The organism is Brucella pseudintermedia (assembly GCF_008932435.1).
Classification (GTDB): domain Bacteria; phylum Pseudomonadota; class Alphaproteobacteria; order Rhizobiales; family Rhizobiaceae; genus Brucella; species Brucella pseudintermedia.
In genome coordinates this window covers 1-25,477 of the sequence record NZ_WBWE01000023.1, presented here as the reverse complement: position 1 = coordinate 25,477, position 25,477 = coordinate 1, and the positions used below count along the sequence as shown (strand labels likewise).

Here is a 25,477-nt window from a genome sequence, read left to right as displayed (position 1 = left end):
ACAGATTAGTACAACGTAAGCGCGAATTTCTGTGCACCTTCCGAAGCACAGTGCTCTGATGCATGAAGTGTCCACCAAAACAGGTGGACACCAAATCATGGACGATACTCCTAAAATGCAGGTGCGGCTTGTTGGCCGCGACGGCCGCCGTCGATATGCCCCTGCCTCCCGAGATCGGCTTGTCGCAGCGTGTTTAGAGCCCGGCGTTTCGGTTTCGCGTCTAGCTCTGGAGCACGGCGTCAACGCCGATCTCGTTCGCAAATGGGTGAAGAGAGTCAGAGAAGATAGTGCTTTGCCTGCGGTATCTAGGTTCGTTCCGGTTCAGATAGCTACGGATATGCACTCGTCTTCTGCTAGCGGTCCACTGACGAAGGTGGAGCCGGTGGGCAAACGATCTCATGCATCCAAGCTGAGCGCGGTGCTGCCGAACGGGGTCAGCCTGACGCTGGAATGCAGCGATGTCGATGGTCTGGCGGCAATCATAGGAGCGTTGAGCCATGTTCAGACTGGGCGCTGATCTGAAGGTCTACCACCATCGGGAACCCATCGACTTCCGCGCGGGCATCAACAGCCTCGCGGTCCTTGTGCAAGAGGTGATGGAGCTGGACCCGTTTGCTCCATCGGTGTTTGCCTTCTCCAATCGCAGGCGTGACCGGGTGAAGCTCTTGTTCTTTGATCGGTCCGGGTTTGTTATGGTCCTGAAGAAGCTAACGGAAGACCGGTTCAGGTGGCCTCGCCGGGAAACTGCGGTGGTGACGCTTACGACAGAGCAACTCCACTGGATCCTCGATGGCATCGATATCGATGCGATGATCCCCATCCCGTGCGGCAGTATCAGATTGCTGGCTGAGGATGGCGAATTGAGATTGACGCGCAGGGGCGGTTCAGATTCAAGAATCTGATGACTCGCACCGGCGAACCGAGCATTGCAGAACTGATGGCGCAATTGGTAGCCAACGCTGCCGAAATCGCTGCGCTCAAAGCCGAGAAGGAAGCGCTCTCGCAGCGGGTCGTCAAGCTGGAAGAAGAACTGGCACTGGCAAAGCTCCATCGCTTTGCACCCCGCAGTGAGAAGCACATTGATCGTTTCTTCAACGAGGCCGAAGAGGCTGCGGTCGAAGGTGGTAGCGAGGAAGACGATGTTGTCGAGCTTCCAGATACTGGCTTGCCTGCGGCCGAGGGCGTTACGGGCAAAAAGCTGGGACGCAGGCCTCTGCCGGCAGACCTGCCGCGCGAGCGTGTCGAATACGACCTTGCTGACGATCAGAAGGCTTGCCCGTGCTGCAAAAGCCAAATGCATCGCATGGGCGAAGCCGTTCGCGAGCAGCTCCATATCGAGGTCAAGGCAAAGGTCCTGCAGAACGTACGGTTCAAATACTCCTGCCGGCACTGTGACCGTACAGGGATTAACACGCCCGTCGTAATCGCGCCCATCTGCGCCGCAAATTTTATGATCTGCACGTCAGCGGGATCTCGCAGGCTGCAACAGATACGGTCATCGCCATGACCAAATTGTGGAAGATCGAGGATGAGGTTCGCGGCAAGAATGCCGACATACGCGCCGCGTTCCGTCAGGAACAGTCCGAAACCATTGTCGCCCGCCTCTTCGACCTGTGGGAACAGGAACTGGGTAAAGTCTCGGGCAAGTCCAAAACCGCCGAGGCGATCCGCTACGCGTTCACCCGGCGTGAGGCCCTGGAGCGCTTCCTCGCCGATGGCCGGGTCGAAATCGATAGCAACATTGTCGAGCGTGCGATCAGACCACAGACAATCACGAGGAAAAACAGCCTGTTTGCCGGAAGCGAAGGCGGTGGACGGACTTGGGCTACACTGGCCACGCTTCTCCAGACATGCAAAATGAACAGTGTCGATCCGCTCGACTGGCTATCCCAAACACTAAGCCGCATTGCTCAAGGCTGGCCTGTAACCGAAATCGAAGCCCTTATGCCTTGGAACTTCAAGTCTAACGCCATCGCTTGACCGCTTACGCTCGATCGGCAGAACGCACGGACGGACCGGTGTGCCGGCTTTTATGATGAAGTGAAAAGGGGGCTTCAGTGAAGCGCGAGAACAGCGAAATGAAAGGATTTTAGCATGTCGAGGATGTCTGGCAGCGTTTCGGTTCACTCATCAATACGTGCCTGATCGTGTTCAGTACCCTTGCAGCCATATGACTTGCTTCTCAAGGCGTCAAGTTAAGACAGATGTGTGCAGCAGTGAACGCTTGCGCATTTTCAATAATAGACATAAAATTTCAAAGGAACACCGTAGTTTGCGTGCTATTCAGTTCTAAAATAATTTGATCCCGTGGATTCTGTAGAAGGTTATCGCTGATTGTATAAAGATCTTGATATGCCAAAATCCTTTCTTTGAGGCGTGGCCGCCTGCGTGAACCACGCGAACTGTTGGCACATAAGCGGAATCTGTAATTTTATTTGACCTTACGGAAAGATCGAAATCTTCGAAGTATAAGAAAAAATTTTCACAAAAACCCCGCGTTTCCTTCAAAATGCTATTTCTGAAAAACATAAAGCATCCGCTGACGATGGGTGGGTTCCAGTAGACGTCGTTCTGGGTTTCAGTCTGCAATTCATATCGTGATAATCGTCTCGAAAAAAGCGACCGAATTGCCGGAGGGGCAAATCCTCTGAGAAGCAAGTCAAATGCTGTTGGGTATCGCTTGCACAGATATTGTCGCTGCCCGTTTGGCCACGCTGCATAGGGGCTCAATAATCCACAGTGTTTATTGGTGCTCATAAACGCAAGCGCATTTACCAACGCGTCGGGATCGAGTTGTATGTCAGGATTGAGAATGAGATGAAATTCACCCATCTGCTGCATCGCGATATTATGGGCACGACCGAAGCCGATATTTCCTTGACCTTGAATCAGTTTAACAGGCAGTTCTGGAAAGCTATACTGCAAAAATGAGGCTACTTCATTGCTGAACGAGTTGTCTACGATTGTGATGGAGAAGGTATCGGGCGCAAACGTGTTCAATGCGCATTTCAGGCTGCCAAGGGTTCTTTTAAGCTCATCAAAGTCAGGATTAAATGTAACAATCGAAATCGTTAGCAATGGCTGCTTATTGATTTGAGGAGTAGCAGCTGAATCATTATAGATCATACTTGGGTTTCTCGGATCGTTATATCGGCTTGGCTGTCGCCAAAACGAGGCCATCATGTAGCATAATACATGCCTACATGAACGAATCGAAAGAAGTAAGATGATAGGAAGTGAAATCGCATGAAAGGGATTATTCTCGCCGGTGGTAGTGGTACGAGGTTGTACCCCCTTACAATCGCGGTCTCCAAACAGATTCTCCCGATTTATGACAAGCCGATGATCTACTATCCGCTGAGCGTGCTCATGCTGGCGGGCATTCAGGAAATCCTGATCATTTCGACGCCGCATGATTTGCCCCTCTTTCAGAAATTGCTCGGTGATGGCCGCGAATTCGGAGTGAATTTCTCATATGCTGAACAAGCGCATCCCAATGGTCTGGCGGAAGCTTTCATTATCGGCAGGGAGTTTATTGGCAACGACAGCGTAGCCATGATTCTCGGCGACAATATCTACTTTGGTGACGGTCTTTCGAAACTGTCCCAGCTCTCCTCCCAGCCAATGAAAGGCGGAACTGTTTTCGCCTATCGCGTAGAAGACCCTCAACGTTATGGCGTGGTAGAATTTGATAACCAGACCGGCCAGGCCATATCGATAGAAGAGAAGCCAGAGAATCCGAAGTCCCATTGGGCCGTCACGGGTCTCTATTTCTACGACAATCAGGTCGTCGATATCGCGCGTTCGATCAAACCATCCGCTCGTGGCGAGCTGGAGATCACCACCGTCAATAACGTGTATCTGGAACGTGGAGAATTAAACGTTCAACGCTTCGGTCGCGGCTATGCCTGGTTGGACACTGGGACGCATGACAGCCTTCATGAGGCTTCCTCTTTTGTTCAGACCATTGAAAAGCGTCAGGGGATCAAGATCGCCTGCCCGGAGGAAATCGGCCTGGATAAGGGCTGGCTGAGCAGTGATGCAGTGCTTGAGCGCGCAGCCAAGCTCGGTAAAACCGAATATGCTGCGTATCTTCGCCGCCGTGTAGCTGAGTTGGGAAAAGATTGATGCAGATTCGTCCTTTGGATTTAGACGGTGTACTTGAAATCAGCCCGCGTAAATTCGGTGATGACCGTGGCTTTTTCTCCGAGACCTACAATGCGAAATCATTTGCCGAAGCCGGAATTGATCTGACTTTCGTTCAGGACAACCATTCCTATTCTGCCGCCAAGGGTGTTGTGCGCGGCCTTCATTATCAGTTGCCGCCATTTGCGCAGGACAAGCTGGTACGCGTCACGCGCGGTGCAATTCTGGACGTTGCAGTCGATATCCGCAAAGGCTCGCCCACATTCGGCAAGTGGGTGGCGCTGGAAGTCTCGGCTGGAAAATGGAACCAGATTCTGGTGCCGAAGGGCTTCGCACATGGCTTCATGACGCTCGTTGAGCATACCGAAGTCATCTACAAGGTAACCAATTATTATTCCCCTGAGCACGACCGCTCGATCCGCTTTGATGACCCGGCAATAGGCATAGACTGGCCGATACCCGCATCAGGCGTCCAGCTTTCGGACAAAGATCAGAAAGCGCCGATGCTTGCCGACGCAGACGTTTTTGCTTGAGGAAATGATATGAATATTCTCGTTACGGGTGGAGCAGGCTTCATTGGCTCTGCGGTGTGCCGGCATCTGGCTTCCGATCCCAGGATCAATGTCGTCAATCTCGACAAGCTGACCTATGCAGGCAATCTGGCGTCTCTCCGTCAGATTGAAAATCATCCGAATTACAGCTTCCTCCAGGCTGATATTTGTGATGACACGAGCGTTCTGGATGCTCTGCGCGCCAACGAAATCGATGTAGTCATGCATCTGGCGGCAGAAAGCCATGTCGACCGCTCAATCGATGGTCCGGGTGCTTTCATCGAGACGAATATTGTCGGAACGTTTCGCCTACTGAATGCGGCACTTGCCTATTGGCGGGAACTGCCCGAGCCGCGCAAGTCGAGCTTCCGTTTCCACCATATCTCGACGGACGAAGTGTTTGGCGATCTGCCTTTCGACAGCGGTATTTTCACCGAGGAAACGCCCTATAAGCCTTCGTCGCCCTATTCGGCTTCAAAAGCGGCCTCCGACCATCTGGTGCGTGCCTGGCATGAAACCTATGGCCTGCCGGTTGTGTTATCGAATTGTTCGAACAATTACGGTCCGTTCCATTTCCCCGAAAAGCTGATCCCGCTCGTCATTCTCAATGCGCTCGATGAAAAGCCGCTGCCGGTTTACGGGGCGGGGGCGAATGTGCGCGACTGGCTCTATGTTGAAGACCATGCGCGGGCCCTCGCTCTGGTCGCGACGACGGGCAAGCTGGGCGAAAGCTACAATATCGGTGGGCGCGCGGAACGCACCAATCTGAATGTGGTGGCAACCATCTGCGCCATTCTGGACAAGAAGCGGCCTCGCGCAAACGGCAAGAGCCATGCCGACCTGATCACCTTCGTGACGGATCGCCCGGGTCATGATCGCCGCTATGCGATCGACGCTTCGAAGATTGAGCGCGAGCTGGGCTGGAAGCCGCAGGAAACTTTCGAGACCGGGCTGGAAAAAACCATTCAATGGTATCTCGATAATGCATGGTGGTGGGAGCCGATCCGCAGCGGTACCTATGCCGGTGAGCGCCTGGGCAGCACGGCAGTAAAAGAGGCCAAGGCATGAAAATCGCCGTAACCGGGAGGGAAGGGCAGGTTGTGCAGAGCCTTCTTGAGAAGGCATCGCAGCGGGCAGACCTCGAGGTCATCGCGCTGGGCCGCCCGGAGCTGGATCTCGCAGAGCCGGACACGGTGCGCAGTGCCATTGAAGCGATCAAGCCCGACGTCGTCGTCTCTGCCGCCGCTTATACGGCGGTGGATCTAGCCGAGGATGAGCAGGAACTTGCCTTTGCGGTGAATGCAGCAGGCGCCGGGGCAGTTGCGCAGGCAGCGAAGAACCGCGGCGTTCCTGTCATTCATCTGTCCACGGATTATGTTTTCGCGGGCGACGCTGACAAACCCTATGTTGAAACGGACGCCACGGGCCCTCGCAGTGTCTACGGAAGCTCCAAGCTTGAAGGCGAGCGTCTCGTAGCGCAAGCCAACCCGCAGCACATCATTTTGCGGACAGCGTGGGTCTATAGTCCTTTCGGCAAGAATTTCGTCAAGACGATGCTGAAGCTCGCGGAGACGCGCGACGCTCTCTCGGTTGTTGCTGACCAGTGGGGCAATCCGACCAGCGCGCTTGATATCGCTGATGCCATTATCCGGGTGGCGGATCATCTGGCGGTGGCACCGGAGTTTTCGGCTTATGGTGTTTATCATCTGGCCGGAACGGGCGATACGAACTGGAGCGGCTTTGCACGCGCCATATTCGGGGAAAGCGCCAGGCTTGGCGGGCCGACAGCGACCGTTGCGGATATTGCGACCGCCGATTACCCGACCAAGGCCGTGCGCCCCGCCAACTCCCGCCTGTCGACGGCCAAATTCCAACAGGCGTTCAACTGGTCGGCACCGCATTGGCAGTCGTCGCTGCGGGACGTCGTGTCCCGGCTGGTATAGAGCATTTCCAGCAAAAGTGCGAAGCGGTTTTGCGAGGGAGAACGCGTGAAAACAAAGAGATGGAGCGGTTCCCCGATTCCGTTTCAACTGGAACCGCTCTAGCTTTCAGCCAAAGAAGCAAAACAGCAATTATTAACGCAGTCTGCGTTAAGGATTTGATATTGCCCGCCTATACGGATTATGACCCACAATAAGGTGCATGGGATTGCACCATTGTGGGGATGATGATTTTCGGATTCACGTTATAAGATGGCAAGTCTTTTAAGCCCGGCGGGCGCTTGCGGGCGTCGCCTCTTTGATACTGGAAAATCTGGCGGGAAGCATGAGCGGTACATCGCTTAAATTTGGCACGAGCGGTCTGAGAGGACTGGCGGACGAACTGAATGGCCTGCCTGCCTATGCCTATTCCCTTGCTTTCGTCGGAATGCTGTCGGAGGCCGGAAAGCTGCACAGGGGCGACAAGGTCTTCGTCGGTCGCGACCTTCGCCCGTCCAGCCCGGACATCGCGGCGCTGTGCATGGCGGCTATCGAGGATGGGGGATTTCAACCGGTTGATTGCGGCGTCTTGCCGACCCCGGCGCTCAGCAATTATGCAATCTCGCAGCAGGCGCCGAGCATTATGGTCACTGGCAGTCATATTCCAGATGACCGCAACGGGCTCAAATTCTATCGCGCCGACGGTGAAATCGACAAGAATGATGAAAGCGCCATCAGTGCCGCTTATGCGGCCTTGCCTGCAAATCTTGCATTTCGTCATCTGCACGATGCGCCCTATGGCAGCGATGCGATCAACCTCTATGTGAATCGCTATGTCGGATTTCTGGGGCATGAAAGCCTCCGGGGTTTGCGGGTCGGGGTCTACCAGCACTCGTCCGTAGCGCGTGATCTCATCGTCCGCATTCTTACCGAATTCGGGGCCGAAGCCGTACCGCTCGGACGGTCCGATGTGTTCGTGCCAGTCGACACCGAGGCCCTTCGTTCCGAAGATATTGAGCTTCTCGACCAATGGGCGAAGGAAAGCCGTTTTGATGCCATCGTGTCCACGGATGGGGATGCCGACCGCCCGTTGATCGCCGACGGGAAGGGGCGCTTTGTCCGGGGCGATCTGGTCGGGGCAATCATCGCACGCTGGCTTGGCGTCAAGACGATTGTAACGCCCGTGACATCCAATTCCGCGCTGGAAGAAAATTTCGAGCGCGTCATCAGAACTCGCGTGGGGTCGCCCTATGTCATCGAAGGCATGACGCAGGCTGTCGCCGGCGGCGCCCCGGCTGTGGTTGGGTTTGAGGCCAATGGTGGCGTGCTGCTCGGCACGGATATAAACCGGGGCGGTCATGTGCTGGCCGCGCTTTCGACCCGCGATGCGCTGCTGCCAATCCTGGGAAGTCTCGGTTCCATCAAGGAAACGGGGAAGCCGCTGTCTGATATCGCGGCAAGCTTTCATTTCCGCACTGCGCTGAGCGACAGGCTCCAGAACGTTCCGCAGGAAAAGAGCCTCGCCTTCCTGTCCCTCATCGCGAACGAGGTGACGCGAAACGCACTGTTTCCGATGGACGAGCCGATCGTCCGGACCGAGGCCATTGACGGTGTGAAACTCTTCTTCCATTCAGGCAATGCCATCCACTATCGTGCTTCCGGCAACGCGCCGGAATTGCGGTGCTATGTGGAAGCCTCAGGCGAGAGCCAGGCAAAAACGCTTCTCGAAACGGGACTAGCCATCGCCCGCAACGCAACGAAGGACAACTGAGCAATGAGCTTTATTCCTGTCATCATCAGCGGCGGTTCCGGTTCAAGATTATGGCCGCTTTCGCGCGATGCGCACCCCAAGCCATTCATCGAGCTGCCGGACGGAAGCACCCTGATCGGCAAGACCTACAAGCGCGCGGCGCAGCTGGGCGGTGTGGACCATATTCTCACCGTCACCAATCGCGACTTCCTGTTTCTGACGCTTGACGCCTATGCCGATGCGAAGGCGCCTAGGGTCGATAACGCTTTTCTGCTGGAGCCGTTCGGACGCGATACGGCGCCTGCCGTTGCCGTCGCCGCACTCCATGCCGCCGCCACTTACGGCCCTGACGCCACATTGCTCGTCATGCCCGCTGATCATCTGATCGAGGATGAGGCCGCGTTCGCCGAGGCCGTTTCCAAGGCGCGACCGCTTGCTGAAACGGGCCGCATCGTGACCTTCGGCATCGTGCCCGATCATCCTGAAACCGGCTTCGGCTACATCGAGGCCGAAGGCATCGACGTGCTGCGCTTTGTCGAAAAACCTGACGCCGAGACGGCACAGGCCTATGTCGAAAGCGGTCGCTATTTCTGGAACTCCGGCATGTTCTGTTTCACCGCCGGAACCATGCTCGCAGCGATGCAGCGCCACGCGCCGGAAATCTCCACTGCCGTTCAGGCTTCGCTCGAACACGCCCGGCGCGGCGTCAACGGCGAGACGAAGACGGTCGAAATCGCCAAGGACGATTTTGCGGCAGCGCCAGCGATTTCCATCGACTATGCGATCATGGAAAAGGCCGACAACATTGCCTGCATCCCGGTGTCCTGCGGCTGGTCCGATATTGGTTCCTGGGCGGCGATGGCCGATCTGATCACGCCCGACAGCGAAGGAAACCGCCTGCGCGGCGAAACGGTCATCGAAGACACCACCAACAGTTTTGTCCTGTCTGAAACCCGGTTGGTTAGCCTTGTCGGCGTGCACGACCTTCTTGTAGTCGACACGCCCGACGCGCTGTTGGTCGCCCATCGCGACAAGGCGCAGGAAGTGCGCAAGGTCTTCAACAAGCTGCGCGCCGATGGCCATGAAGCTGCCAAGCTTCACCGCACGGCCCATCGCCCATGGGGCACCTATACGGTGCTTGAGGAAGGCGACGGCTTCAAGATCAAGCGGATCGAAGTGAAACCGGGGCGGCGGCTGAGCCTTCAGGCGCATCATCACCGTTCCGAGCACTGGATCGTCGTTTCCGGCACTGCGAAGGTGACCAATGGCGATCGCGAAATTCTGCTTACGACGAACCAGTCGACCTATATCCCCTGTGGCTTCCGTCACCGGCTGGAAAATCCGGGCATTCTGCCGCTCGTGCTCATCGAGGTGCAAAGCGGCGAATATCTGGGCGAAGACGACATCGTGCGTTTCGACGACGTCTATGGACGCACCTGATATCAAGCTCCTTGAGCGGAACTCGTTGGACTTTGATTAAGACCGAGTGGTGATTAAACTTTTTCGAGGCCCGAGGCGTCAGCATCCCGGCGCCTTGTCAATCACTCGGAAACCGCGGGGCGCGGCATTTAATCGGGAACCATTCGCCGCCGCGAATGTTTGCCTTCTATGCCCAGTAATGAACAGGACACGGCTACCGATCTGATCGGTATGCCGGTCATCGATTTTCAGAAACACGCGCTTTTTTTCGACGTCGATGGAACCTTGCTCGATATCGCCGCCGATCCCGACGGCGTGGTCGTTTCGAACGGCTTGCAAAAATCCCTTTCAGTTATTTCCCGGCATTTGTCCGGTGCAATGGCGCTCGTCACGGGCAGGGCCATAAGCTTCATCCAGGAACGCTTTCCCGATTACCGCGGCCCGATAGCCGCTCTGCATGGCGCTGAATTCCGGCACGCGTCCGGGCTTGTCGAACTGATCGAGCCGGGCGAACAATTCCAGACCGCCAAGGATTTTCTGCGGCAGGCAGCGCTTCGCGTCAGCGGCCTTCGTGCCGAGGACAAGGGAAGTGCGGTTGCGCTTCATTATCGCGCCGCACCCGAGAAAGCTGAATTTGCCCAGGACCTCGTTGACAAGGCGTGGAAGCTCGCCGGGCCGGACTGGACCGTGCAGGCGGGCAAGATGGTTTTCGAGCTGCGCCCCGCGCTCAGCGACAAGGGCGCAGCCTTGCGCCGCTTCATGCGGGAGAAGCCGTTTGCGGGCAGGGTGCCGATCGCATTCGGCGACGATCTGACAGACCTGCCGATGCTCGAGGCGGCGGAACAACTGGGCGGAACGGCGGTGGTGATCGGACGTGCGATCGACCATCCGGGGGCTGCACGCTTTGCAAGCCCGGATGAGCTTCGCCTCTGGCTCTCCCGCATCCGGGACAATGGACAGCAACAGCAATGAAAGGATTTGGTGTATGGGTCGGCTGATCGTGGTCTCCAATCGTGTTCCCCTGCCTGATGAACAGGGCAAGGCACCAGCGGGCGGTCTGGCGGTCGCGCTGCAGGCGGCGCTCAACGAACGCGGCGGCATATGGCTCGGTTGGTCCGGCAAGACGCTTCCCGCGCGTCAGCCGCAGGAACTGACGATCCGGGACCAGGGGCCGATCCGCTATGCGCTGCTTGATCTCCACAAGAAGGATATCGACGAATATTATGCGGGCTTCGCCAACCGCATGCTCTGGCCGCTCTGCCACTATCGCCTCGATCTTATCGATTACACGCGCAAGGACATGGCGGGATATTTCCGGGTCAATCGCCTGTTTGCAAAGCATCTCCTGCCGATGATCCAGCCGGACGACCTCATCTGGATTCACGATTACCATCTCATTCCGCTGGCTGCGGAACTGCGCAATCTGGGCGTCACCAACCGCATCGGCTTCTTCCTGCACATCCCCTGGCCGCCCGCTGATATAGTTTTCACGCTTCCCGTGCACGAAACAATCATGCGCGGCCTTGCTTCCTACGATGTCGTCGGCTTCCAGACCGAAAACGATGTCGACAACTTCATCAGCTGCCTGCGGCGTGAGAAAATCGGCAAGCCGCTCAGCGATGACGGGCTGTTTGAGGCCTTCGGCCACCGGTTCCGCGCCGAGCGCTTCGGCATCGGTATCGAGACGGCCGCATTTGCAGAGATAGCCAACAAGGCGGACGGCCATTCGACAGTGCGGCGCATGCGCGAAAGCATGCTGGATCGCAGCCTCATCATCGGTGTCGACAGGCTCGACTACTCGAAGGGCATCACCAATCGCATGGAGGCTTTCAAGCATTTTCTCAATGTCGATCCCGGCAATCGCGGCAAGGTTACCTTTCTGCAGGTCACGCCGAAATCACGTTCCGAAGTGCCGGAATACAAGGACATGCAGCGCGCGGTGGCCGAACTGGCCGGGCGGGTGAATGGAGCGAACGCCACGGTGGACTGGACGCCGATACGCTACATCAACCGGTCCCTCAATCGCGACGTGCTGGCCGGTCTCTACCGGCTCGCCGCTGTCGGTCTGGTCACGCCGTTGCGTGACGGCATGAACCTTGTCGCAAAGGAATATGTTGCCGCCCAGAACCCCGAAAATCCCGGCGTGCTGGTGCTCTCCCGCTTTGCCGGCGCCGCGCAGGAACTGAACGGCGCGCTTCTGGTCAATCCCTATGACACGGAAGCGATGGCTTATGCCATGGCTCGCGCGCTGGCCATGCCTCTGGATGAGCGCAAGGAGCGGTTTGAAAGCATGATGGGCTTTCTCAACACCCACGACGTCAACCGCTGGTGCGATGACTTTCTGAAGCGCCTTGCATCGGGCTGATGTCGGCTCATGGCTTGATGATACCCAGTTTGGCGACTTCCGAAAGGTAAATCGTGTAGTCGAACTTGTCCAATACCGGTGTCAGCAGATCCGCCTCGCAATCGCGAGCGTCCCTCGGCGACATGCCGAAACGGGCCTTGAATGCCTTGAATTGCGTGCCATCATGAAAGCCGCAACGATAGGCAATTTCCTTCAGATACATGCCGCCCGCGCTCATCGGCAAGAATGCGATAGGCGCGGTCCAGCCTCTTGGCGCGGATGAACCTTGCAATTCCACCTTCCATCTCGAATGCCCGGTAGAGGCTCGAGCGGGAGATGCGCAGGTTCTTGGTGATAAGGCATGGCCCGAGCACTGGATCGGAAAGGTTCTCGTCGATATAGGCGAGGATGCGCTTGCGTACAGGTAGATTGGCTGGAAGGCTTTCAATGACGCCGCCCTCGGTGCCGTTGATCTTGCTCCGAGCAGTATGGACATTGCATCCAGCGCTGATTGTGCTTCCACACCGTCGAGCGTGCCGCTCAATGACTGGAGATTCTGAAGGTAGCTGAAGAGCACCCGTATCATGGGGGCAACTGCGGGCATGACGAGGCGGTGCAGATTGCGCCAGCCGACGATCCTCCCCAGTACCTCCTGCGGAATCAGTACCGTGATGCGGGAGCCGTTGGATGCGTCGCTTTCCACCGTCTGCTCAAATCGATAACCACGATATCACCCTGTTTCGCTTCGACATCGACGCCATTGAAATCGCCGTGCAGATCGCCCCCGGTGATAAGTTGCAGGACATAGTGGTTCAGCCCGCTCTTGGCGATGAGCTTTCGCGCACGCGTGTAGCGCTGTGAATTGAAGGAGGTTGCTCCAATTTGAATGGAGCCTATGGAACGCGCGACGATTGATCCTGAAAACTGGTAATTGTCGCTGTCGCCCGTGATTTCATACATGGGTTTGAGGATGGCGCGCCAGAATTCATTGCGCAGCCGGTCCTCTATCATGTCTGTTGAAATTGTTGTCTCGTTGCTCATTGCAAATCGTCAAGCCAAAGATCATGAACATTGATGTAGGGAATAATCATTCATTAGAAATAGATACTATATTGATCCATTGGCATATGCTCATTTGTTGCCAGCCAATAAGTAGTGGTTGTATTCTTAATTCCGATAGATAGGGTCGTCTATGTCACTTTTCATTATTACAGTTTCATTATTTTGTAATATATAATTTCAACCTAATATAATTGTAGTCATTTCTATAAGGTCAGTTAAGGTGTCGTCCTGCAAGGTGAGAAATCGCTTCATCAATAGCTATTAACAGGTAATCTCGTCAAATATGGGCGGTTCTTTCCGCAGGCTATTTCTATAGAGCATTCATTGAATATGAGAAGCTTTGAAACTATTTATAGTGTTTGAAAGTTATCGCAATATGAGGCTGTTTTTTACTTTTTTGGCGCTCGCCATGGTCGGCTGCGCGAACGTTGCCTCCGCAACAGGGCTGCAGAGCGATTTCGGGCTGGAATGCCGGCTCGTGCCGATGCAGGGAACGGGCGCTCCCAATGCAGCCGCACGGCCCGGCTGGGCCATGCCCTTGGCAAACCCGGTGGGCCAGCCGTCACGGCGCGCCATCGTCTATCCGCGCGCGGTGCCATCGCCACAGCTCTACCGTTATGACTGCGCTCCCAAGTCCGCGGGACCGGATTCGGTTCCACGGACCCGGTTCAGCGATCAATAAGGGCTGTCGACCTTGCCCATCTCCACATAGACGGTCTTGATCTGGCTGTAATGCGCCAGAGCGGCGATGCCGTTCTCGCGTCCGATGCCGGACTGCTTGTAGCCGCCGAAGGGCACTTCCACCGGCGTCAGGTTATAGGCGTTGATCCAGCATGTCCCGGCCTTGATCTGGCCGATGACGCGATGGCCCCGTGCAATGTCTGCGGTAAACACGCCCGCCGCCAGACCGAATTCGCTATCGTTGGCGCGGGCAATCACCTCATCCTCATGGACAAATTCCAGCACGCTCATCACCGGCCCGAAGATTTCCTCGCGGGCGATGGTCATGTCGTCTGTCACATCCGTGAAGATGGTCGGCTCGATGAAATAGCCCTTATCGAAACCTTGCAGTTTCGGTATGCCGCCGCCATACGCAAGGGTTGCGCCTTCCGCCTTGCCCTTTTCGATATAGGAGAGAACCTTCTCGCGCTGGGCTGCATTGACGAGCGGCCCCATCTGGGTCGCTTCGTCCAGGGGGTCGCCAATGCGGATTTTGCGTGTACGTTCGACCAGCCGTTCGATAAAGCGTTCGCGCACGTTCTTGTGGACGAAGACGCGGGTGCCGTTCGAGCAGACCTGGCCTGTCGAATAGAAATTGCCGAGCATCGCGCCGCCAATGGCGCTTTCAAGGTCGGCATCGTCGAACACGATGATCGGAGACTTGCCGCCAAGTTCCATCGTGACGTGTTTCAGATGTTCGCCCGCTTGCGCCATGATGCGCTTGCCGGTCGGCACGGAGCCGGTCAGTGAAACCTTGGCCGTCAGGCGATGATTGACGAGTGCGGCACCCACATCGCCGAAGCCCTGCACGACATTGAACAGCCCGTCGGGCAACCCGGCTTCCTTGTAGGCTTCGGCCAGCGCCAGAGCCGAAAGCGGCGTGTTTTCTGACGGCTTGAAGATGAAGGCATTGCCCATGGCAAGTGCCGGCGCGGATTTCCACGCGGCGATCTGGATTGGATAGTTCCACGCGCCGATGCCGACGCAGATGCCGAGCGCTTCGCGGCGCGTATAGGCAAACGAGCCGCCCAGTTCCACGAACTCGCCGTTGAAACCGGAAATGATACCGCCGAAAAACTCCAGCGCATCGGCGGCTGAAGCGGCATCCGCCACCAGCGTTTCCTGAAGCGCCTTGCCGGTATCAAGCGTTTCGAGCTTCGACAGTTTCTTGTTCTTCTCACGCAGGATTTCCGCCGTGCGGCGCAGTATGCGTCCGCGCTCGACGGGCTTCAGCGCGGCCCATTCGCCTTGCGCTTTCAGCGCAGCCGCATAAGCCGCCTCGATCACGCCGGGCGTGGCGGAATAAAGCTTGGCGATCTCTTCACCCGTCGCCGGGTAGATCACCGGCAGAGGCTTTCCTGCCTTGTCTTCCACGAATGCGCCGCCGATGAAGTGCGAGGCTTTGGGTTGTGCTTTCATTTCTGGTTCCTTGTTTAAGGGAATAGGGGGGTAGGGCAGTAAGGCAGTAAGGCAGTATGTTGTTAAGCGCCGGGAACACGAGCTGACATATTCCCCTACTGCCTTACTGCCCACTCGCTGGACCGCGTCAGCGGTCCGCAACCTGCCACCTCGGATTGATCCATGGTTCCTGATTGGAGCGCGCCAGCGGCGTGCGGGCAAGAATATGATCGGATGCCTTTTCGCCGACCATGATCGACGGGCCGTTGAGATTACCATTGGTGATGCGCGGGAAGATGGACGAATCCGCAACGCGCAAGCCCTCGACACCGATCACCTTGCATTCAGCATCGACCACGGCCATCGGATCGTCAAGCGCACCCATTTTGCAGGTGCCGCACGGATGGAAGGCGCTTTCGACATGCTCGCGGATGAAATTGTCGATTTCATCGTCGCTCTGGACCTGCGCGCCCGGCTGGATTTCCGCGCCGCGATAAGGATCGAACGCCGCCTGTCCGAAGATTTCCCGCGTCAGCCGCACGCAATGGCGGAAATCGGCCCAGTCGTCCTCATGCGACATGTAGTTGAACTTGATGACCGGCTTTTCGCGCGGATTGGCCGAACGAAGCGTCACGCTGCCGCGCGATTTTGATCGCATCGGCCCGACATGGGCCTGAAAACCGTGCGACTGCGCTGCCGCCTTGCCGTCATAGCGGATGGCGACCGGCAGGAAATGATATTGGATATCGGGATATTCCACGCCAGCCTTCGAGCGCACGAAAGCAGCGGATTCGAAATGATTGGTCGCGCCGTCGCCCGTCTTGAAGAACAGCCATTCCGCGCCAATCCTGGCTTTCGAAAACAGGTTCAGCTTGGAATAGAGCGTGATCGGCTGCGTGCATTCCTGCTGGATATAGACTTCCAGATGGTCCTGCAGGTTCTGGCCGACGCCGGGACGGTCGGCAACCACTTCGATGCCATGGTCTTTCAGATGCGCGGCAGGCCCGATGCCGGAAAGCATCAAAAGCTTTGGCGAATTGATCGACGAGGCGGCAATGATGACCTCGCGCCGCGCACGGACGGTCGAAAAGGTGCGACCTGCCTCGATCTCGACGCCCACCGCCCGCTTGCCCTCAAGCACGATCTTGCGCGCCAACCCCTTGACCAGCCTGACATTGGGGCGCTTGAGCGCGGGCTTCAGATAGGCATTGGCGGCGGACCAGCGACGACCATTATGGATCGTCTGCTCCATCGGGCCGAAACCTTCCTGCTTCTCGCCGTTATAATCTTCCGTCACTTCGAAACCCGCCTGATGACCGGCCTCGACAAAGGCATGAAACAGCGGATTGTCGCGTTTGCCGCGCTGAATATAGAGCGGGCCGCTGGTGCCGCGCCAGCCTTCCTGACCGCCGCTCGAATTTTCCATGCGCTTGAAATAGGGCAGCACATCGGCATAGGCCCAGCCGCGCGCGCCGCTTTCCGACCAGTGGTCGTAGTCGCGGGCGTGGCCGCGCACATAGACCATGCCGTTGATCGAGGATGAACCGCCCAGCACCTTGCCGCGCGGCGTCACGAGGCTGCGCCCGCCAATATGCGGCTCCGGCTCGGTGGAAAAGCCCCAGTCATAGGTCTCCATGTTCATGGGGAAGGACAGCGCCGCCGGCATCTGGATCAGCGGGCCGACATCCGGCACGCCATATTCGATGACGATCACCGAATAGCGGCCGTCTTCCGACAGGCGATAGGCCATGGCCGATCCGGCGGAGCCGGAGCCGATGATGACGAAATCCGCTTCCATACTCATTTTTCTCCCGAAGGCCCTTCCAAAAGTGGGCTTGAAAGCTGAACCGCGATGTAATCTTCCACGAGTGCCGTGGCCCTGCCTGCATCCGGCGCATCCGCGCCGAGCGCATGGCGGATATAGAGGCCGTCGATCATCGCTCCCGCGCCCTCGGCGATGCGGTGCGCCTGTTCGCGGCTCGTGAGCTGCTCCAGCGCGAAAACCAGATTTGAATGAAGGCGGCGCGCATAGATGCGCAAGAGCCGCCGCGTATCTTCCGACTGCTGCGCATGCACATAAAAGGTCAGCCAGGCTGCAATCGTTTCCTGCGTGAACTGCGAGGCGGAAAAATTGACTGCGATGATGGCGGCGATACGCGCCTGCGGCGTCTCCGCCTGTCCGATGGCCGCGTTGAGATCCTGCCCCAGTTCGCGCAGCAGATGCCGCATCGTGGCCAGAATGAGCTTGTCCTTGCCGCCGAAATAATGATGCGCAAGCGCGGGCGAAACTCCCGCCTCATGCGCGATCTGCGCGACGGTCACATCCAGCGAACCGCGCTGGCCGATTGTGCGGATGGCGGCATCGATCAGCTCGCGCCGCCGCAAGGGCTCCATCCCGATCTTGGGCATAATTCTGGTCCGTTCTCAGGCTAATTCCAGTGCAGTCTATCTTTGATTGACTCATCAATCAATAAAAACCCGCCATGCAAATCATGCGTTTACGCGTCGCAGAAGCGGGCGGGGATGGGAGGGAGGCTTGCCGGATGGGGTGCGCTTGCTTACATTGAAATGATGAGCAGAGCTTTCACCAAAGAACAGGATGATGCGCCGACCGACCTTGGCGAGCGCCCTGTAAGCCCGCATCGCAATCTCGTCACGCCGGCGGGGCTGAAGATGATCGAGGACGAAATCGCCCGGCTGCAACGCGAGCTGGCGGATGCCAATGTCGCGGGCGAGCGTTCGGCGGTTGCGCGCATTTCGCGTGATCTGCGCTACTGGACGGCGCGGCGCGAAAACGCCGAGCTTTCGGTTCCCGCTGCCGATAGCGATGTCGTGCGTTTCGGCATGACCGTGGAACTGGAAAATCTGGATGATGGCAAGGTCCGTCGCTGGACCATCGTGGGCGAGGACGAGGCCGACCCGTCAAACGGCAAGATCTCCCATGTCGCGCCTGTCGCCATCCTGCTGTTCGGCAAGCCGGTCGGTGATGTCGTGAAAATCAACAATGTCGAATGGGAAATCGTGTCGCTGACGACAGTTTAGTCTTCTTCTATCTCGACTGTATGGTCACGGAAAAAAGCGGTCGCGCCAGCTTCATCAATCTCGCCGGAAGCAATACCCATCGTGAAACTGTAAAGCAATCCGTCGTCCGCGGTCAGTGCATAGCCGTTGGCGAGCAGAAACGTAACAGCGGTCACGATAGCGGTGCGCTTGTTGCCATCTACGAAAGCATGGTTGCGGCCTATTCCGAAAACATAGGCTGCTGCGATTTCCGCATGATCCGGTTGGCCATAAACCTGTTTGTTCTGCGCGCGAGCCAGGGCAGACTCAAGAGCATTCTCATCACGAAGCCCTTGGGCGCCGCCGTGGCGTTGCAGTTGTTCGATGTGGATTGCCTCAACGACGCGTCGCGAAAGAAAACGCCAGTTCATTCGGCGAGCTTCTGCAAGGCGACCTTGTACTTGTCCATCACTTTACGGGCAGCTTCCATCTGCTGCTCGAAAGTATCGTCAACAGGCTCCAGCGTCAGGCCGTTCTGTGTTTCGATCACCTGGAGCTTGTCTCCGGTCTGGAGGTTGAGCCGCTCCAGCACTTCCTTAGGCAGGATCACACCATCGGAATTGCCGATCTTGCGCAGGGTCACATTCATGGCCGTTCTCCTATGTTATAACGCTTGATATAACATGGCGTGCGCTTCTTGTCACTACAAGCTACAGCCAGCCTTTGCGGCGGAAATAATAGAGCGGCAGCAGGGCAGAGGCGACCATCAGGATAAGCGCCATCGGGTAGCCCCAAGGCGAATGCAGTTCCGGCATGAAGGAAAAGTTCATGCCGTAGATGGAAGCAACCAGCGTCGGCGGCATGAAGCCAACCGCCGCCACCGAGAAAATCTTGATGATGGCGTTTTGCTCGACCGAGATCAGGCCGACGATCGTATCGAGCAGGAAGGTAACCTTGTTGGAAAGGAAATCCACATATGCGGTCAGCGATTGGGTGTCGCGCTCCAGCGACTTGATCCAGCTGCGCGTTTCCTTCTTGCCCGAAGCCGGATTGCTGGTGGCCGACAGATAGACCAGCATGCGGCTGATGCCTGCAAGGCTTTCCCGCATCCGCGATAGAAAGGTTCCCTGTCCGCCGATCTGGGTCAGTATGTGCCGGAAGTCCTGCGTCGTCATCGGGCGCGCCTTGGGCTGGCGGCGGTAGATGGAATGCGAAGCCGCATCGATCTTGCCTGCCACGCCTTCCAGAATATCGGCCAGCCGGTTGGTCGTGGCTTCGGTGATGCCGAGCATGATCGAAAGGCCCGAGCATTTGGCTGAAATGAGGCCGTTGCCCGGTTTGGTCGAGCGCAGAATATAGGTGGTGAAGGATTTTGGATTGGCATAGCGCACTGTTATCAGTCGCGAGCCGTGCAGGATGAAGGTGACGGGCGCCAGCTCCCGATGATCGAGATCGACGGCATGCAGGATCGGAACGGTCAGATATTGCGCGCCGGTTTCCATGTAGAAGCGGCTCGATTCCTCGATTTCCGTCATGTCTTCGCGCGTCGGGATCGAAATGCCCGTCCATGCCTCGACAATGCTGTCCTCGTTGACGCCGGGAGCGAACAGGTCGATCCAGATCACATTCTCGGGCAAGGGGATGCCCGGCTCGACCTCCACTTGTTCGAGGTGGTCACCGGAAAGGCTGTAGAGTGTGATCATACTGGCACCTGGAGTCTGGCCCGAATTTCGGGCAGCTGAATTATGGGCACTGTGCGCGAAAATTGTTAACGGAATGCGGCAGCGGTTTCCAGTCCGCAATCGGCTTTCTGCATGACGGTTGACAGCTTCCTTCCGCAGGTCTAATTCATCAAGTCATCAGATGACTTTGGTGGAGCTATGAAGGCAATATCACGCAAGACCCTGACGGATTCGGCCACGCAGGCATTGCGTGCGGAAATCATGTCGGGACGCTGGTCGGTCGGCGACCAGCTGCCCAATGAAGCGGCACTTTCCGCAACGCTCGATGTCAGTCGCGGCACGGTGCGCGAGGCCGTTCGGGCGCTGGTCGCGCAGGGCATGCTGGAAACCCGGCAGGGCTCAGGAACTTATGTCCGCTCGACGGCGGACACGGCTCGCAGCCTGGACCGCATCCGCCACACCAGCCTGCGCGACCGTTTTGAGACTCGGGCAGTTCTGGAAACCGAAGCAGCCCGTCTTGCCGCCCTGCGCATCACGCGGAAGGGACTTGCGCATCTTGAAAAAATGCTGGCGCAGCGAGGCAGTCGCGACGAACTCGACCGCGAAACTTTCGTGGCGCGAGATTTTGCCTTCCATGAAGCCATCGTCGCCGCCTCGGGCAATAACGCCCTCATCGAAGTCTATGCCTTTTTCTCCGCCTCCATTCGCGAATCCATAGAAGCCACGCTAAATGGCGAACTGCCCGAGCCGAGCGATGAAGCGCACCGCCAGATCGTCGAGGCCATCGCCTCGGGCGATCCCGACAAGGCCGGAGCAACCGTTCGCCGTTTCATGGCGCCCCTGATTGAAGAACTTGAAAGGTTGCTCGCATCATGAGCCACACAAACACAGCCCTGTCGGACACGGCAGAAAACGAGGCAATGCAGCCGGATGCGCTGGTCGACGCGGAGGCGGACAGTGTCCCGCCGCCGCCCGTCCAGCAGCCGCCCAGCAAGGCGATGCGCATCTTGCTGGGCTTGAGCCTCGTGCTCATCGCCGCCAATCTGCGGCCGGTATTCTCCAGCGTTTCCGTGCTCTTGCCGGAAATCATCGAGGCGACCGGCATGTCGTCGATCGCAGCCGGTATATTGACCACGCTGCCGGTCGTCTGTCTCGGTGTCTTCGCGCCGTTTGCGCCGCGGATGGCGCAGCGCTTCGGCGCGGAGCGTGTCCTGCTTGTCGTGCTGGCCGTGCTCACAATCGGCACCGCCATTCGCGGTTTCGGTTCCTTCTACTGGCTCTATATTGGCGCCGCGCTGGCCGGTGCCGCCATTGCCACGGGCAATGTTCTGCTGCCGGGCGTCGTCAAGCGCGACTTTCCGAAGACAGCCGCCATCATGACCGGCCTTTATACGATGGCATTGTGCGGGGGCGCTGCATCTGCAGCCGGTTTCACCATTCCCATCAAGGGGTTGCTCGGCGGCTCGTGGAACCTCGCTTTGGCATTCTGGGCCGCTCCGGCGGCACTTGTGCTGCTTCTGTGGCTGCCGCAGGCCTTGCGCGCCAAGCACAATGTGGCCCATTCGGGCTTCCGGGTGATCGGGCTCTGGAAGGACAGGCTGGCCTGGCAGGTGACGCTGTTCATGGGGTTGCAATCCTCCACCGCCTATATCGTTTTCGGATGGCTGGCGCCGATCCTGCGCGAGCAGGGCCTGAGCCCCAAGGCGGCAGGCGGCCTCGTTTCCTTCTCGATCATGGTGCAGGTGGTGACCTGTCTCGCCGTGCCTTCCATCGCCACGCGTCAGAAGAACCAGAGCTGGCTCAATGTCGCTCTCTGCGCTTGCGCAGCCTTGCCGCTGATCGGATTTCTCTACCTGCCGCAATGGACATACTGGGTGCTGGCGGTCATTCAGGGCATCGGGCAGGGCGGTCTCATCGCAGCCGCGATGATGGTGATCGTGCTGCGCGCCCCGGATTCGCACACGGCGGCACATCTGTCCGGCATGGCGCAATGCGTCGGCTATACGCTGGCCGCGATCGGTCCGCTGATCGTCGGCATGATCCACAGCGCGACTGGCAGCTTTGCTGCTTGCGGGGCGTTCTTCGCCCTGCTGGGACTGGGTGCCGCCATCGCCGGATGGGGTGCGGGACGCGCACAGCATGTGGGCGTGCAGGTGATCAAGGACTGAAGGCAACAAAAACCCCGGCAAAAACCGGGGTTTTTCTTATTCTCATAGGAAAGGCATCAGGCCTTTTCATACAGCTCTTCGACGAATTCCCAATTGATGAGATTGTCGACGAAGGCTTCGAGGTATTTTGGACGCAGGTTGCGATAATCGACATAGTAGGAATGTTCCCACACGTCGACGCCGAGGATCGGCGTTGCGCCGTGAACGAGCGGGTTTTCGCCGTTCGGGGTCTTGGAGATTTCGAGCTTGCCGTTCTTGACCGACAGCCAGGCCCAGCCCGAACCGAACTGGCCGACACCGGCAGCGATGAAATCTTCACGGAACTTGTCGTAGCCGCCAAGATCGGACTCGATTGCCTTTTCAAGCTTGCCCGGCAGCTTCTTGCCGCCGCCGCCCTTCTTCATCCATTTCCAGAACTGGATGTGGTTGTAGTGCTGTCCGGCATTGTTGAAGAGGCCCTGGTTCTTGCCGTAGCTTTCCTTGACGATCTCTTCCAGGCTCTTGCCTTCGAGGCCGGAGCCTTCGAGCAGCTTGTTGCCGTTTGTGACATAGGCCTGATGGTGCTTGTCGTGGTGAAGTTCAAGCGTCTCGCGCGACATGAAAGGCGCAAGGGCGTCGTAGTCATACGGCAGGGCGGGCAGTTCGAAAGCCATTGGAAACTCTCCTCTTGTCATTCGGCTTACATGGGCAGCCAGCGGCGGGCCGAACAGATGCTGCCTCAAAACTTGTGTGCGGAATCTACATAGGCCGCATCGGTGCGGGCGGCAATGGCGTGATTGAGCAATTCAGCTTCAAGACAATGAATTATTATTGAAATCACAGTAGGATGGCGTAATTCTCGATTTAGAGCGCATCCCGAAAAGTGTGAAACGGTTTTCGGATAAGATGCGGGTCAAAAACAATTGATTAGAGCGCCAGTCTGATCCAATCAGATCGAAACGCGCTCTAACGCTTCGCGATGCGGGCGGACCCTCACAGGAGGAAATGGTGTCCCACAGTTCTTAAGTGCTAAAACTAATTTACACTACTTTTTTTACCTGCTGCTTTTTCTGCATAACGCATTGATAAACAACACTTAATTGTGAAACGGCGTCTAAAATCTTCGGTTGCTCTTTGAATGGTTGGCAATAAAACGACCGGAAAAGGAGCACGAAATGGACAAGACGAAAACAGCAGCAGCATATGCGGAGAACATGCAAGCATTCGCTAGAGTGCTGGAAAACTTATTCCCGCAAGCAGGTTTTGCATTGATGGTTTTCGACAAGAACACCGATGGCGATGAGCAGATGCGGTTTATATCGAACTGCCCGACTGAAAGCCTGAAAGCAGCAATGAAAGTGGTAATTGCGCAGATGGAACAGCGGGTGATTGCTTCTAAGACATCTCACTAACGGTCGTCTCTTCATCGGCTCATTCGTTGTGACATTTTAATGTCAATTTTATGTCAATCGCCTTCCTCCTTAAACGTTAAGCGTGTATCTTTCCGTCTGGCGGGAGGGAGCATGCATATTACTCATCTATTCAAAACGACCCATTTTTGGAAAGCGCATAAGGCGGTCAACCGAGATCCAACGTGGGCCAACATTTTACCCCTATTCTTTTTCCATCGTGATGGTGTGTTGGCGATTCAGCGTCTGACAAAGCGTTGGACGAGAATATGCGGGCTATCTAAAATCGACATCTATCGAGGTGCCGTTAGTTGCGAAGTCTGGCCTCAACGACGCGTCAAGCAATTGCTCGTCACGATGCAGTCGCTAAGCGATGAAAACAAAGGCAAAGCAGTAGTCTTAACCGATGAGAAGCCGCGTCACACGGATGGGCCTTTAGTAGTGGTCAGAACACAGGGCTATGAGTTTCTGATTGATGGGCGTAGGCGAGCAAATGCACTGAATGGCGAGGCAAAGTGCACAGTCTGGATAATTAACGCAGAACCATAAAAGATTAACGAAAACAGAGTATTAGCGCTCGCCCTTTGAAATCGCTGGCAATAGCACAATGGAAATTAACATTGTGCGAGGGCCACATGAGCATTCTAAAGCATATTGGTTTCAGTGCTGCTGCGATAGGAGTTGTAGCAGGCATTCCTTACTTGTTTAACGAGTTGCAGAAACTTTCGATAGCAGAGAATGAAGCAGCACAACGGCAACTAGATCAGTTGATGTTTATAACCGTTTCACCAGAGTTTGACGTGATCGAAGTTAGCAAGCAGCAAGCATTCATCAGAGGTGGTTCGGGAAATCTGGACAGCGGAGATAAGTGGAATTTCTGCCTGACTTCGGCTTAGATGCCGAGAACAGGAGATACCATGACGAGACGACCACGCCGGAACCACAGCCCGGCTTTCAAGGCAAAGGTGGCGCTTGCCGCCATTCGAGGCAAGCAGACACTGGTGGAATTGTCCCAGCAGTTCGACGTGCATGCCAACCAGATTAAGCAGTGGAAAGACCAGCTCCTTGAGGGGGCGACCGGCGTTTTCGGTGATGAGAACAAGGCGGAACCGACAGGGCCAACCGTTGATGTCAAAACGCTTCATGCCAAAATCGGCGAACTGACGCTGGAGAACGATGCTTCGCTTGGGGCTTACGCGGCCCCACTGGGGCCACGGTCCCCGCTACGATATCCAGTGCGCTCGGCAAGGCGGGATTGCTGGGCGGAAAAAAATGATTGACCGCGCGCACAAGCTGTCGGTTGCAAGGCAGGCCCGGCTTCTCGGCTTCAGCCGTAGCAGCGTCTACTATTCTCCACGATCAGTGTCGGACAGCGATCTGGCTTTGATGCGGCGGATCGACGAACTGCATCTCGACTACCCTTTTGCCGGAAGTCGGATGTTGCAAGGGCTTTTGAGAGGAGAAGGGCTGGAAACTGGGCGGCTTCATATCGCAACGCTGATGAAAAAGATGGGCATTGAGGCAATCTATCGCCGCCCGAACACCTCGAAGCCAGCGCCAGGGCACAAAATCTATCCCTATCTCCTGCGCAAGCTGGCGGTCACCCGGCCCAACCAGGTGTGGGCAATGGATCTGACCTATATCCCCATGGCGCGTGGTTTTGTCTATCTCTGCGCCGTCGTGGACTGGTTCAGCCGCAAGGTTTTATCGTGGCGACTGTCGATCACGATGGAAGCGGCCTTCTGCATCGAAGCGGTTGAGGAAGCGCTGGCCCGCTATGGCAAGCCGGATATCTTCAACACAGATAGTCAGAAGATGATAGCCAGTTCCCGGGCGGTTTGTCTCAAACACCGATCGATCGCTTGGTAGGCTGGCGCTGCAAGGCGTCCAGGTGTGGCTTGACCCACACTCCGATCGACCAGCGTGTCTT

26 protein-coding genes and 3 pseudogenes are annotated in these 25,477 nt (G+C 56.9%); 19 read left to right on the top strand and 10 right to left on the bottom strand.

Going from position 1 to position 25,477, the window contains the following annotated elements; all coding sequences use genetic code 11:
• The first annotated feature begins 97 nt into the window (after positions 1-97).
• The 4 genes and pseudogenes from tnpA to F9K78_RS22165 all read left to right on the top strand — a co-directional run.
• Positions 98-517 (top strand): IS66-like element accessory protein TnpA, encoded by a 420-nt coding sequence (tnpA, locus tag F9K78_RS21130; protein ID WP_412842102.1) that lies wholly within the window; start codon positions 98-100, stop codon positions 515-517.
• Complete coding sequence (tnpB, locus tag F9K78_RS21125) at positions 498-902, top strand: IS66 family insertion sequence element accessory protein TnpB (protein WP_151682726.1); 405 nt, start codon at positions 498-500, stop codon at positions 900-902. Before tnpA ends, tnpB begins: the two co-directional genes overlap by 20 nt.
• Positions 902-1,441: pseudogene (locus F9K78_RS22170) on the top strand (IS66 family transposase zinc-finger binding domain-containing protein); the annotation flags it as partial. The gene tnpB and the pseudogene F9K78_RS22170, both read left to right, overlap by 1 nt.
• Positions 1,429-1,980 (top strand): annotated as a pseudogene (locus F9K78_RS22165) (IS66 family transposase); the annotation flags it as partial. The pseudogenes F9K78_RS22170 and F9K78_RS22165, both read left to right, overlap by 13 nt.
• 309 nt (positions 1,981-2,289) lie before the next feature.
• Here F9K78_RS22165 and F9K78_RS21115 read toward each other — a convergent pair.
• Positions 2,290-3,126 carry a glycosyltransferase gene (locus tag F9K78_RS21115; protein WP_151682725.1) on the bottom strand — a complete coding sequence of 279 codons (837 nt, stop codon included), beginning with the start codon at positions 3,124-3,126 and terminating at the stop codon, positions 2,290-2,292.
• Positions 3,127-3,246: 120 nt separating this feature from the next.
• Between F9K78_RS21115 and rfbA the strand changes: the two genes are divergently transcribed.
• From rfbA to otsA, 8 genes are all read left to right on the top strand, one after another.
• Positions 3,247-4,128: a glucose-1-phosphate thymidylyltransferase RfbA gene (gene rfbA / locus F9K78_RS21110; RefSeq protein WP_151682724.1), complete on the top strand. Its 882-nt coding sequence runs from the start codon at positions 3,247-3,249 to the stop codon at positions 4,126-4,128.
• The gene (rfbC, locus tag F9K78_RS21105; protein WP_208851946.1) at positions 4,128-4,679 is read left to right on the top strand and encodes a dTDP-4-dehydrorhamnose 3,5-epimerase; all 552 of its coding nucleotides are present in this window, start codon (positions 4,128-4,130) and stop codon (positions 4,677-4,679) included. The genes rfbA and rfbC overlap by 1 nt, the downstream gene beginning before the upstream one ends.
• A 9-nt stretch (positions 4,680-4,688) precedes the next feature.
• Entirely contained in the window at positions 4,689-5,765 is a 1,077-nt protein-coding gene (rfbB, locus tag F9K78_RS21100; RefSeq protein ID WP_151682722.1) for a dTDP-glucose 4,6-dehydratase, read from the top strand.
• Positions 5,762-6,640: a dTDP-4-dehydrorhamnose reductase gene (gene rfbD / locus F9K78_RS21095; protein WP_151682721.1), complete on the top strand. Its 879-nt coding sequence runs from the start codon at positions 5,762-5,764 to the stop codon at positions 6,638-6,640. The genes rfbB and rfbD overlap by 4 nt, the downstream gene beginning before the upstream one ends.
• Positions 6,641-6,962: 322 nt before the next feature.
• Positions 6,963-8,387: a phosphomannomutase gene (locus F9K78_RS21090; RefSeq protein ID WP_151682720.1), complete on the top strand. Its 1,425-nt coding sequence runs from the start codon at positions 6,963-6,965 to the stop codon at positions 8,385-8,387.
• Positions 8,388-8,390: 3 nt separating this feature from the next.
• On the top strand, positions 8,391-9,806 hold the full coding sequence (locus F9K78_RS21085) for a mannose-1-phosphate guanylyltransferase/mannose-6-phosphate isomerase (protein WP_151682719.1): 1,416 nt from the start codon (positions 8,391-8,393) through the stop codon (positions 9,804-9,806).
• Positions 9,807-9,974: 168 nt separating this feature from the next.
• Complete coding sequence (otsB, locus tag F9K78_RS21080; RefSeq protein WP_113464534.1) at positions 9,975-10,757, top strand: trehalose-phosphatase; 783 nt, start codon at positions 9,975-9,977, stop codon at positions 10,755-10,757.
• Positions 10,758-10,770: 13 nt separating this feature from the next.
• A complete protein-coding gene (otsA, locus tag F9K78_RS21075) occupies positions 10,771-12,150 on the top strand; it encodes an alpha,alpha-trehalose-phosphate synthase (UDP-forming) (RefSeq protein WP_151682718.1) in 1,380 nt (459 codons plus the stop codon).
• Between the two features lie 7 nt (positions 12,151-12,157).
• Here the strand turns inward: otsA and F9K78_RS21070 are convergent, their stop codons facing one another.
• Together F9K78_RS21070 and F9K78_RS22415 are read right to left on the bottom strand one after the other, a co-directional pair.
• Positions 12,158-12,832: a helix-turn-helix domain-containing protein gene (locus tag F9K78_RS21070; RefSeq protein WP_235925501.1), complete on the bottom strand. Its 675-nt coding sequence runs from the start codon at positions 12,830-12,832 to the stop codon at positions 12,158-12,160.
• Positions 12,790-13,170: a cupin domain-containing protein gene (locus tag F9K78_RS22415; protein ID WP_235925500.1), complete on the bottom strand. Its 381-nt coding sequence runs from the start codon at positions 13,168-13,170 to the stop codon at positions 12,790-12,792. Before F9K78_RS22415 ends, F9K78_RS21070 begins: the two co-directional genes overlap by 43 nt.
• A 397-nt stretch (positions 13,171-13,567) precedes the next feature.
• Here F9K78_RS22415 and F9K78_RS21065 point away from each other — a divergent pair, with 397 nt between their 5' ends.
• Entirely contained in the window at positions 13,568-13,873 is a 306-nt protein-coding gene (locus tag F9K78_RS21065; RefSeq protein WP_151682717.1) for a hypothetical protein, read from the top strand.
• Here F9K78_RS21065 and betB read toward each other — a convergent pair.
• From betB to betI, 3 genes are all read right to left on the bottom strand, one after another.
• Positions 13,867-15,330 (bottom strand): betaine-aldehyde dehydrogenase, encoded by a 1,464-nt coding sequence (betB, locus tag F9K78_RS21060; protein WP_063620023.1) that lies wholly within the window; start codon positions 15,328-15,330, stop codon positions 13,867-13,869. The genes F9K78_RS21065 and betB overlap by 7 nt on opposite strands.
• Before the next feature lie 127 nt (positions 15,331-15,457).
• The gene (gene betA / locus F9K78_RS21055) at positions 15,458-17,107 is read right to left on the bottom strand and encodes a choline dehydrogenase (protein WP_063620024.1); all 1,650 of its coding nucleotides are present in this window, start codon (positions 17,105-17,107) and stop codon (positions 15,458-15,460) included.
• 2 nt (positions 17,108-17,109) lie between these two features.
• Positions 17,110-17,718 (bottom strand): transcriptional regulator BetI, encoded by a 609-nt coding sequence (betI, locus tag F9K78_RS21050; RefSeq protein WP_006471138.1) that lies wholly within the window; start codon positions 17,716-17,718, stop codon positions 17,110-17,112.
• 162 nt (positions 17,719-17,880) lie between these two features.
• Here betI and F9K78_RS21045 point away from each other — a divergent pair, with 162 nt between their 5' ends.
• Positions 17,881-18,351: a GreA/GreB family elongation factor gene (locus tag F9K78_RS21045; RefSeq protein WP_063620079.1), complete on the top strand. Its 471-nt coding sequence runs from the start codon at positions 17,881-17,883 to the stop codon at positions 18,349-18,351.
• On the opposite strand, the gene F9K78_RS21040 is transcribed toward F9K78_RS21045, so the two are convergent.
• From F9K78_RS21040 to F9K78_RS21030, 3 genes are all read right to left on the bottom strand, one after another.
• On the bottom strand, positions 18,348-18,740 hold the full coding sequence (locus tag F9K78_RS21040) for a type II toxin-antitoxin system death-on-curing family toxin (RefSeq protein WP_006471136.1): 393 nt from the start codon (positions 18,738-18,740) through the stop codon (positions 18,348-18,350). The two genes, F9K78_RS21045 and F9K78_RS21040, sit on opposite strands and share 4 nt — an antisense overlap.
• Positions 18,737-18,958, bottom strand: a complete 222-nt coding sequence (locus F9K78_RS21035) for an AbrB/MazE/SpoVT family DNA-binding domain-containing protein (protein ID WP_006471135.1) — start codon at positions 18,956-18,958, stop codon at positions 18,737-18,739. The genes F9K78_RS21040 and F9K78_RS21035 overlap by 4 nt, the downstream gene beginning before the upstream one ends.
• Positions 18,959-19,019: 61 nt before the next feature.
• Positions 19,020-20,012, bottom strand: a complete 993-nt coding sequence (locus tag F9K78_RS21030) for a magnesium transporter CorA family protein (protein ID WP_021587930.1) — start codon at positions 20,010-20,012, stop codon at positions 19,020-19,022.
• Positions 20,013-20,189: 177 nt separating this feature from the next.
• On the opposite strand from F9K78_RS21030, the gene F9K78_RS21025 reads away from it, so the two are divergent.
• Together F9K78_RS21025 and F9K78_RS21020 are read left to right on the top strand one after the other, a co-directional pair.
• The gene (locus F9K78_RS21025; protein ID WP_063620026.1) at positions 20,190-20,867 is read left to right on the top strand and encodes a FadR/GntR family transcriptional regulator; all 678 of its coding nucleotides are present in this window, start codon (positions 20,190-20,192) and stop codon (positions 20,865-20,867) included.
• Positions 20,868-20,911: 44 nt separating this feature from the next.
• A complete protein-coding gene (locus F9K78_RS21020) occupies positions 20,912-22,159 on the top strand; it encodes a CynX/NimT family MFS transporter (RefSeq protein WP_412842103.1) in 1,248 nt (415 codons plus the stop codon).
• Between the two features lie 56 nt (positions 22,160-22,215).
• Here F9K78_RS21020 and F9K78_RS21015 read toward each other — a convergent pair whose 3' ends face one another.
• Positions 22,216-22,812 (bottom strand): superoxide dismutase, encoded by a 597-nt coding sequence (locus F9K78_RS21015; RefSeq protein ID WP_006471131.1) that lies wholly within the window; start codon positions 22,810-22,812, stop codon positions 22,216-22,218.
• A 501-nt stretch (positions 22,813-23,313) separates the two neighbouring features.
• Between F9K78_RS21015 and F9K78_RS21010 the strand changes: the two genes are divergently transcribed.
• From F9K78_RS21010 to F9K78_RS21005, 3 genes and pseudogenes are all read left to right on the top strand, one after another.
• The gene (locus tag F9K78_RS21010) at positions 23,314-23,550 is read left to right on the top strand and encodes a hypothetical protein (protein WP_151682715.1); all 237 of its coding nucleotides are present in this window, start codon (positions 23,314-23,316) and stop codon (positions 23,548-23,550) included.
• Positions 23,551-24,182: 632 nt separating this feature from the next.
• The gene (locus F9K78_RS22000) at positions 24,183-24,443 is read left to right on the top strand and encodes a hypothetical protein (protein WP_167518151.1); all 261 of its coding nucleotides are present in this window, start codon (positions 24,183-24,185) and stop codon (positions 24,441-24,443) included.
• 21 nt (positions 24,444-24,464) lie between these two features.
• A pseudogene (locus F9K78_RS21005) lies at positions 24,465-25,374 on the top strand (IS3 family transposase); the annotation flags it as partial.
• Positions 25,375-25,477: the final 103 nt, after the last annotated feature.

Bases quoted from the DNA above. Each gene is read 5' to 3' on its own strand.
- F9K78_RS21020 (WP_412842103.1), top strand. From the start codon at position 20,912: ATGCAGCCGGATGCGCTGGTCGACGCGGAGGCGGACAGTGTCCCGCCG.
- otsA (WP_151682718.1), top strand. From the start codon at position 10,771: ATGGGTCGGCTGATCGTGGTCTCCAATCGTGTTCCCCTGCCTGATGAA.
- F9K78_RS21015 (WP_006471131.1), bottom strand. From the start codon at position 22,812: ATGGCTTTCGAACTGCCCGCCCTGCCGTATGACTACGACGCCCTTGCG.
- tnpA (WP_412842102.1), top strand. From the start codon at position 98: ATGGACGATACTCCTAAAATGCAGGTGCGGCTTGTTGGCCGCGACGGC.
- tnpB (WP_151682726.1), top strand. From the start codon at position 498: ATGTTCAGACTGGGCGCTGATCTGAAGGTCTACCACCATCGGGAACCC.
- rfbA (WP_151682724.1), top strand. From the start codon at position 3,247: ATGAAAGGGATTATTCTCGCCGGTGGTAGTGGTACGAGGTTGTACCCC.
- otsB (WP_113464534.1), top strand. From the start codon at position 9,975: ATGCCCAGTAATGAACAGGACACGGCTACCGATCTGATCGGTATGCCG.
- F9K78_RS21030 (WP_021587930.1), bottom strand. From the start codon at position 20,012: ATGATCACACTCTACAGCCTTTCCGGTGACCACCTCGAACAAGTGGAG.
- F9K78_RS21085 (WP_151682719.1), top strand. From the start codon at position 8,391: ATGAGCTTTATTCCTGTCATCATCAGCGGCGGTTCCGGTTCAAGATTA.
- F9K78_RS22000 (WP_167518151.1), top strand. From the start codon at position 24,183: ATGAGCATTCTAAAGCATATTGGTTTCAGTGCTGCTGCGATAGGAGTT.
- F9K78_RS21035 (WP_006471135.1), bottom strand. From the start codon at position 18,958: ATGAATGTGACCCTGCGCAAGATCGGCAATTCCGATGGTGTGATCCTG.
- betA (WP_063620024.1), bottom strand. From the start codon at position 17,107: ATGGAAGCGGATTTCGTCATCATCGGCTCCGGCTCCGCCGGATCGGCC.
- betB (WP_063620023.1), bottom strand. From the start codon at position 15,330: ATGAAAGCACAACCCAAAGCCTCGCACTTCATCGGCGGCGCATTCGTG.
- F9K78_RS22415 (WP_235925500.1), bottom strand. From the start codon at position 13,170: ATGAGCAACGAGACAACAATTTCAACAGACATGATAGAGGACCGGCTG.
- rfbC (WP_208851946.1), top strand. From the start codon at position 4,128: ATGCAGATTCGTCCTTTGGATTTAGACGGTGTACTTGAAATCAGCCCG.
- F9K78_RS21025 (WP_063620026.1), top strand. From the start codon at position 20,190: ATGAAGGCAATATCACGCAAGACCCTGACGGATTCGGCCACGCAGGCA.
- rfbD (WP_151682721.1), top strand. From the start codon at position 5,762: ATGAAAATCGCCGTAACCGGGAGGGAAGGGCAGGTTGTGCAGAGCCTT.
- F9K78_RS21090 (WP_151682720.1), top strand. From the start codon at position 6,963: ATGAGCGGTACATCGCTTAAATTTGGCACGAGCGGTCTGAGAGGACTG.
- F9K78_RS21115 (WP_151682725.1), bottom strand. From the start codon at position 3,126: ATGATCTATAATGATTCAGCTGCTACTCCTCAAATCAATAAGCAGCCA.
- F9K78_RS21040 (WP_006471136.1), bottom strand. From the start codon at position 18,740: ATGAACTGGCGTTTTCTTTCGCGACGCGTCGTTGAGGCAATCCACATC.
- betI (WP_006471138.1), bottom strand. From the start codon at position 17,718: ATGCCCAAGATCGGGATGGAGCCCTTGCGGCGGCGCGAGCTGATCGAT.
- F9K78_RS21010 (WP_151682715.1), top strand. From the start codon at position 23,314: ATGGACAAGACGAAAACAGCAGCAGCATATGCGGAGAACATGCAAGCA.
- F9K78_RS21045 (WP_063620079.1), top strand. From the start codon at position 17,881: ATGAGCAGAGCTTTCACCAAAGAACAGGATGATGCGCCGACCGACCTT.
- F9K78_RS21065 (WP_151682717.1), top strand. From the start codon at position 13,568: ATGAGGCTGTTTTTTACTTTTTTGGCGCTCGCCATGGTCGGCTGCGCG.
- rfbB (WP_151682722.1), top strand. From the start codon at position 4,689: ATGAATATTCTCGTTACGGGTGGAGCAGGCTTCATTGGCTCTGCGGTG.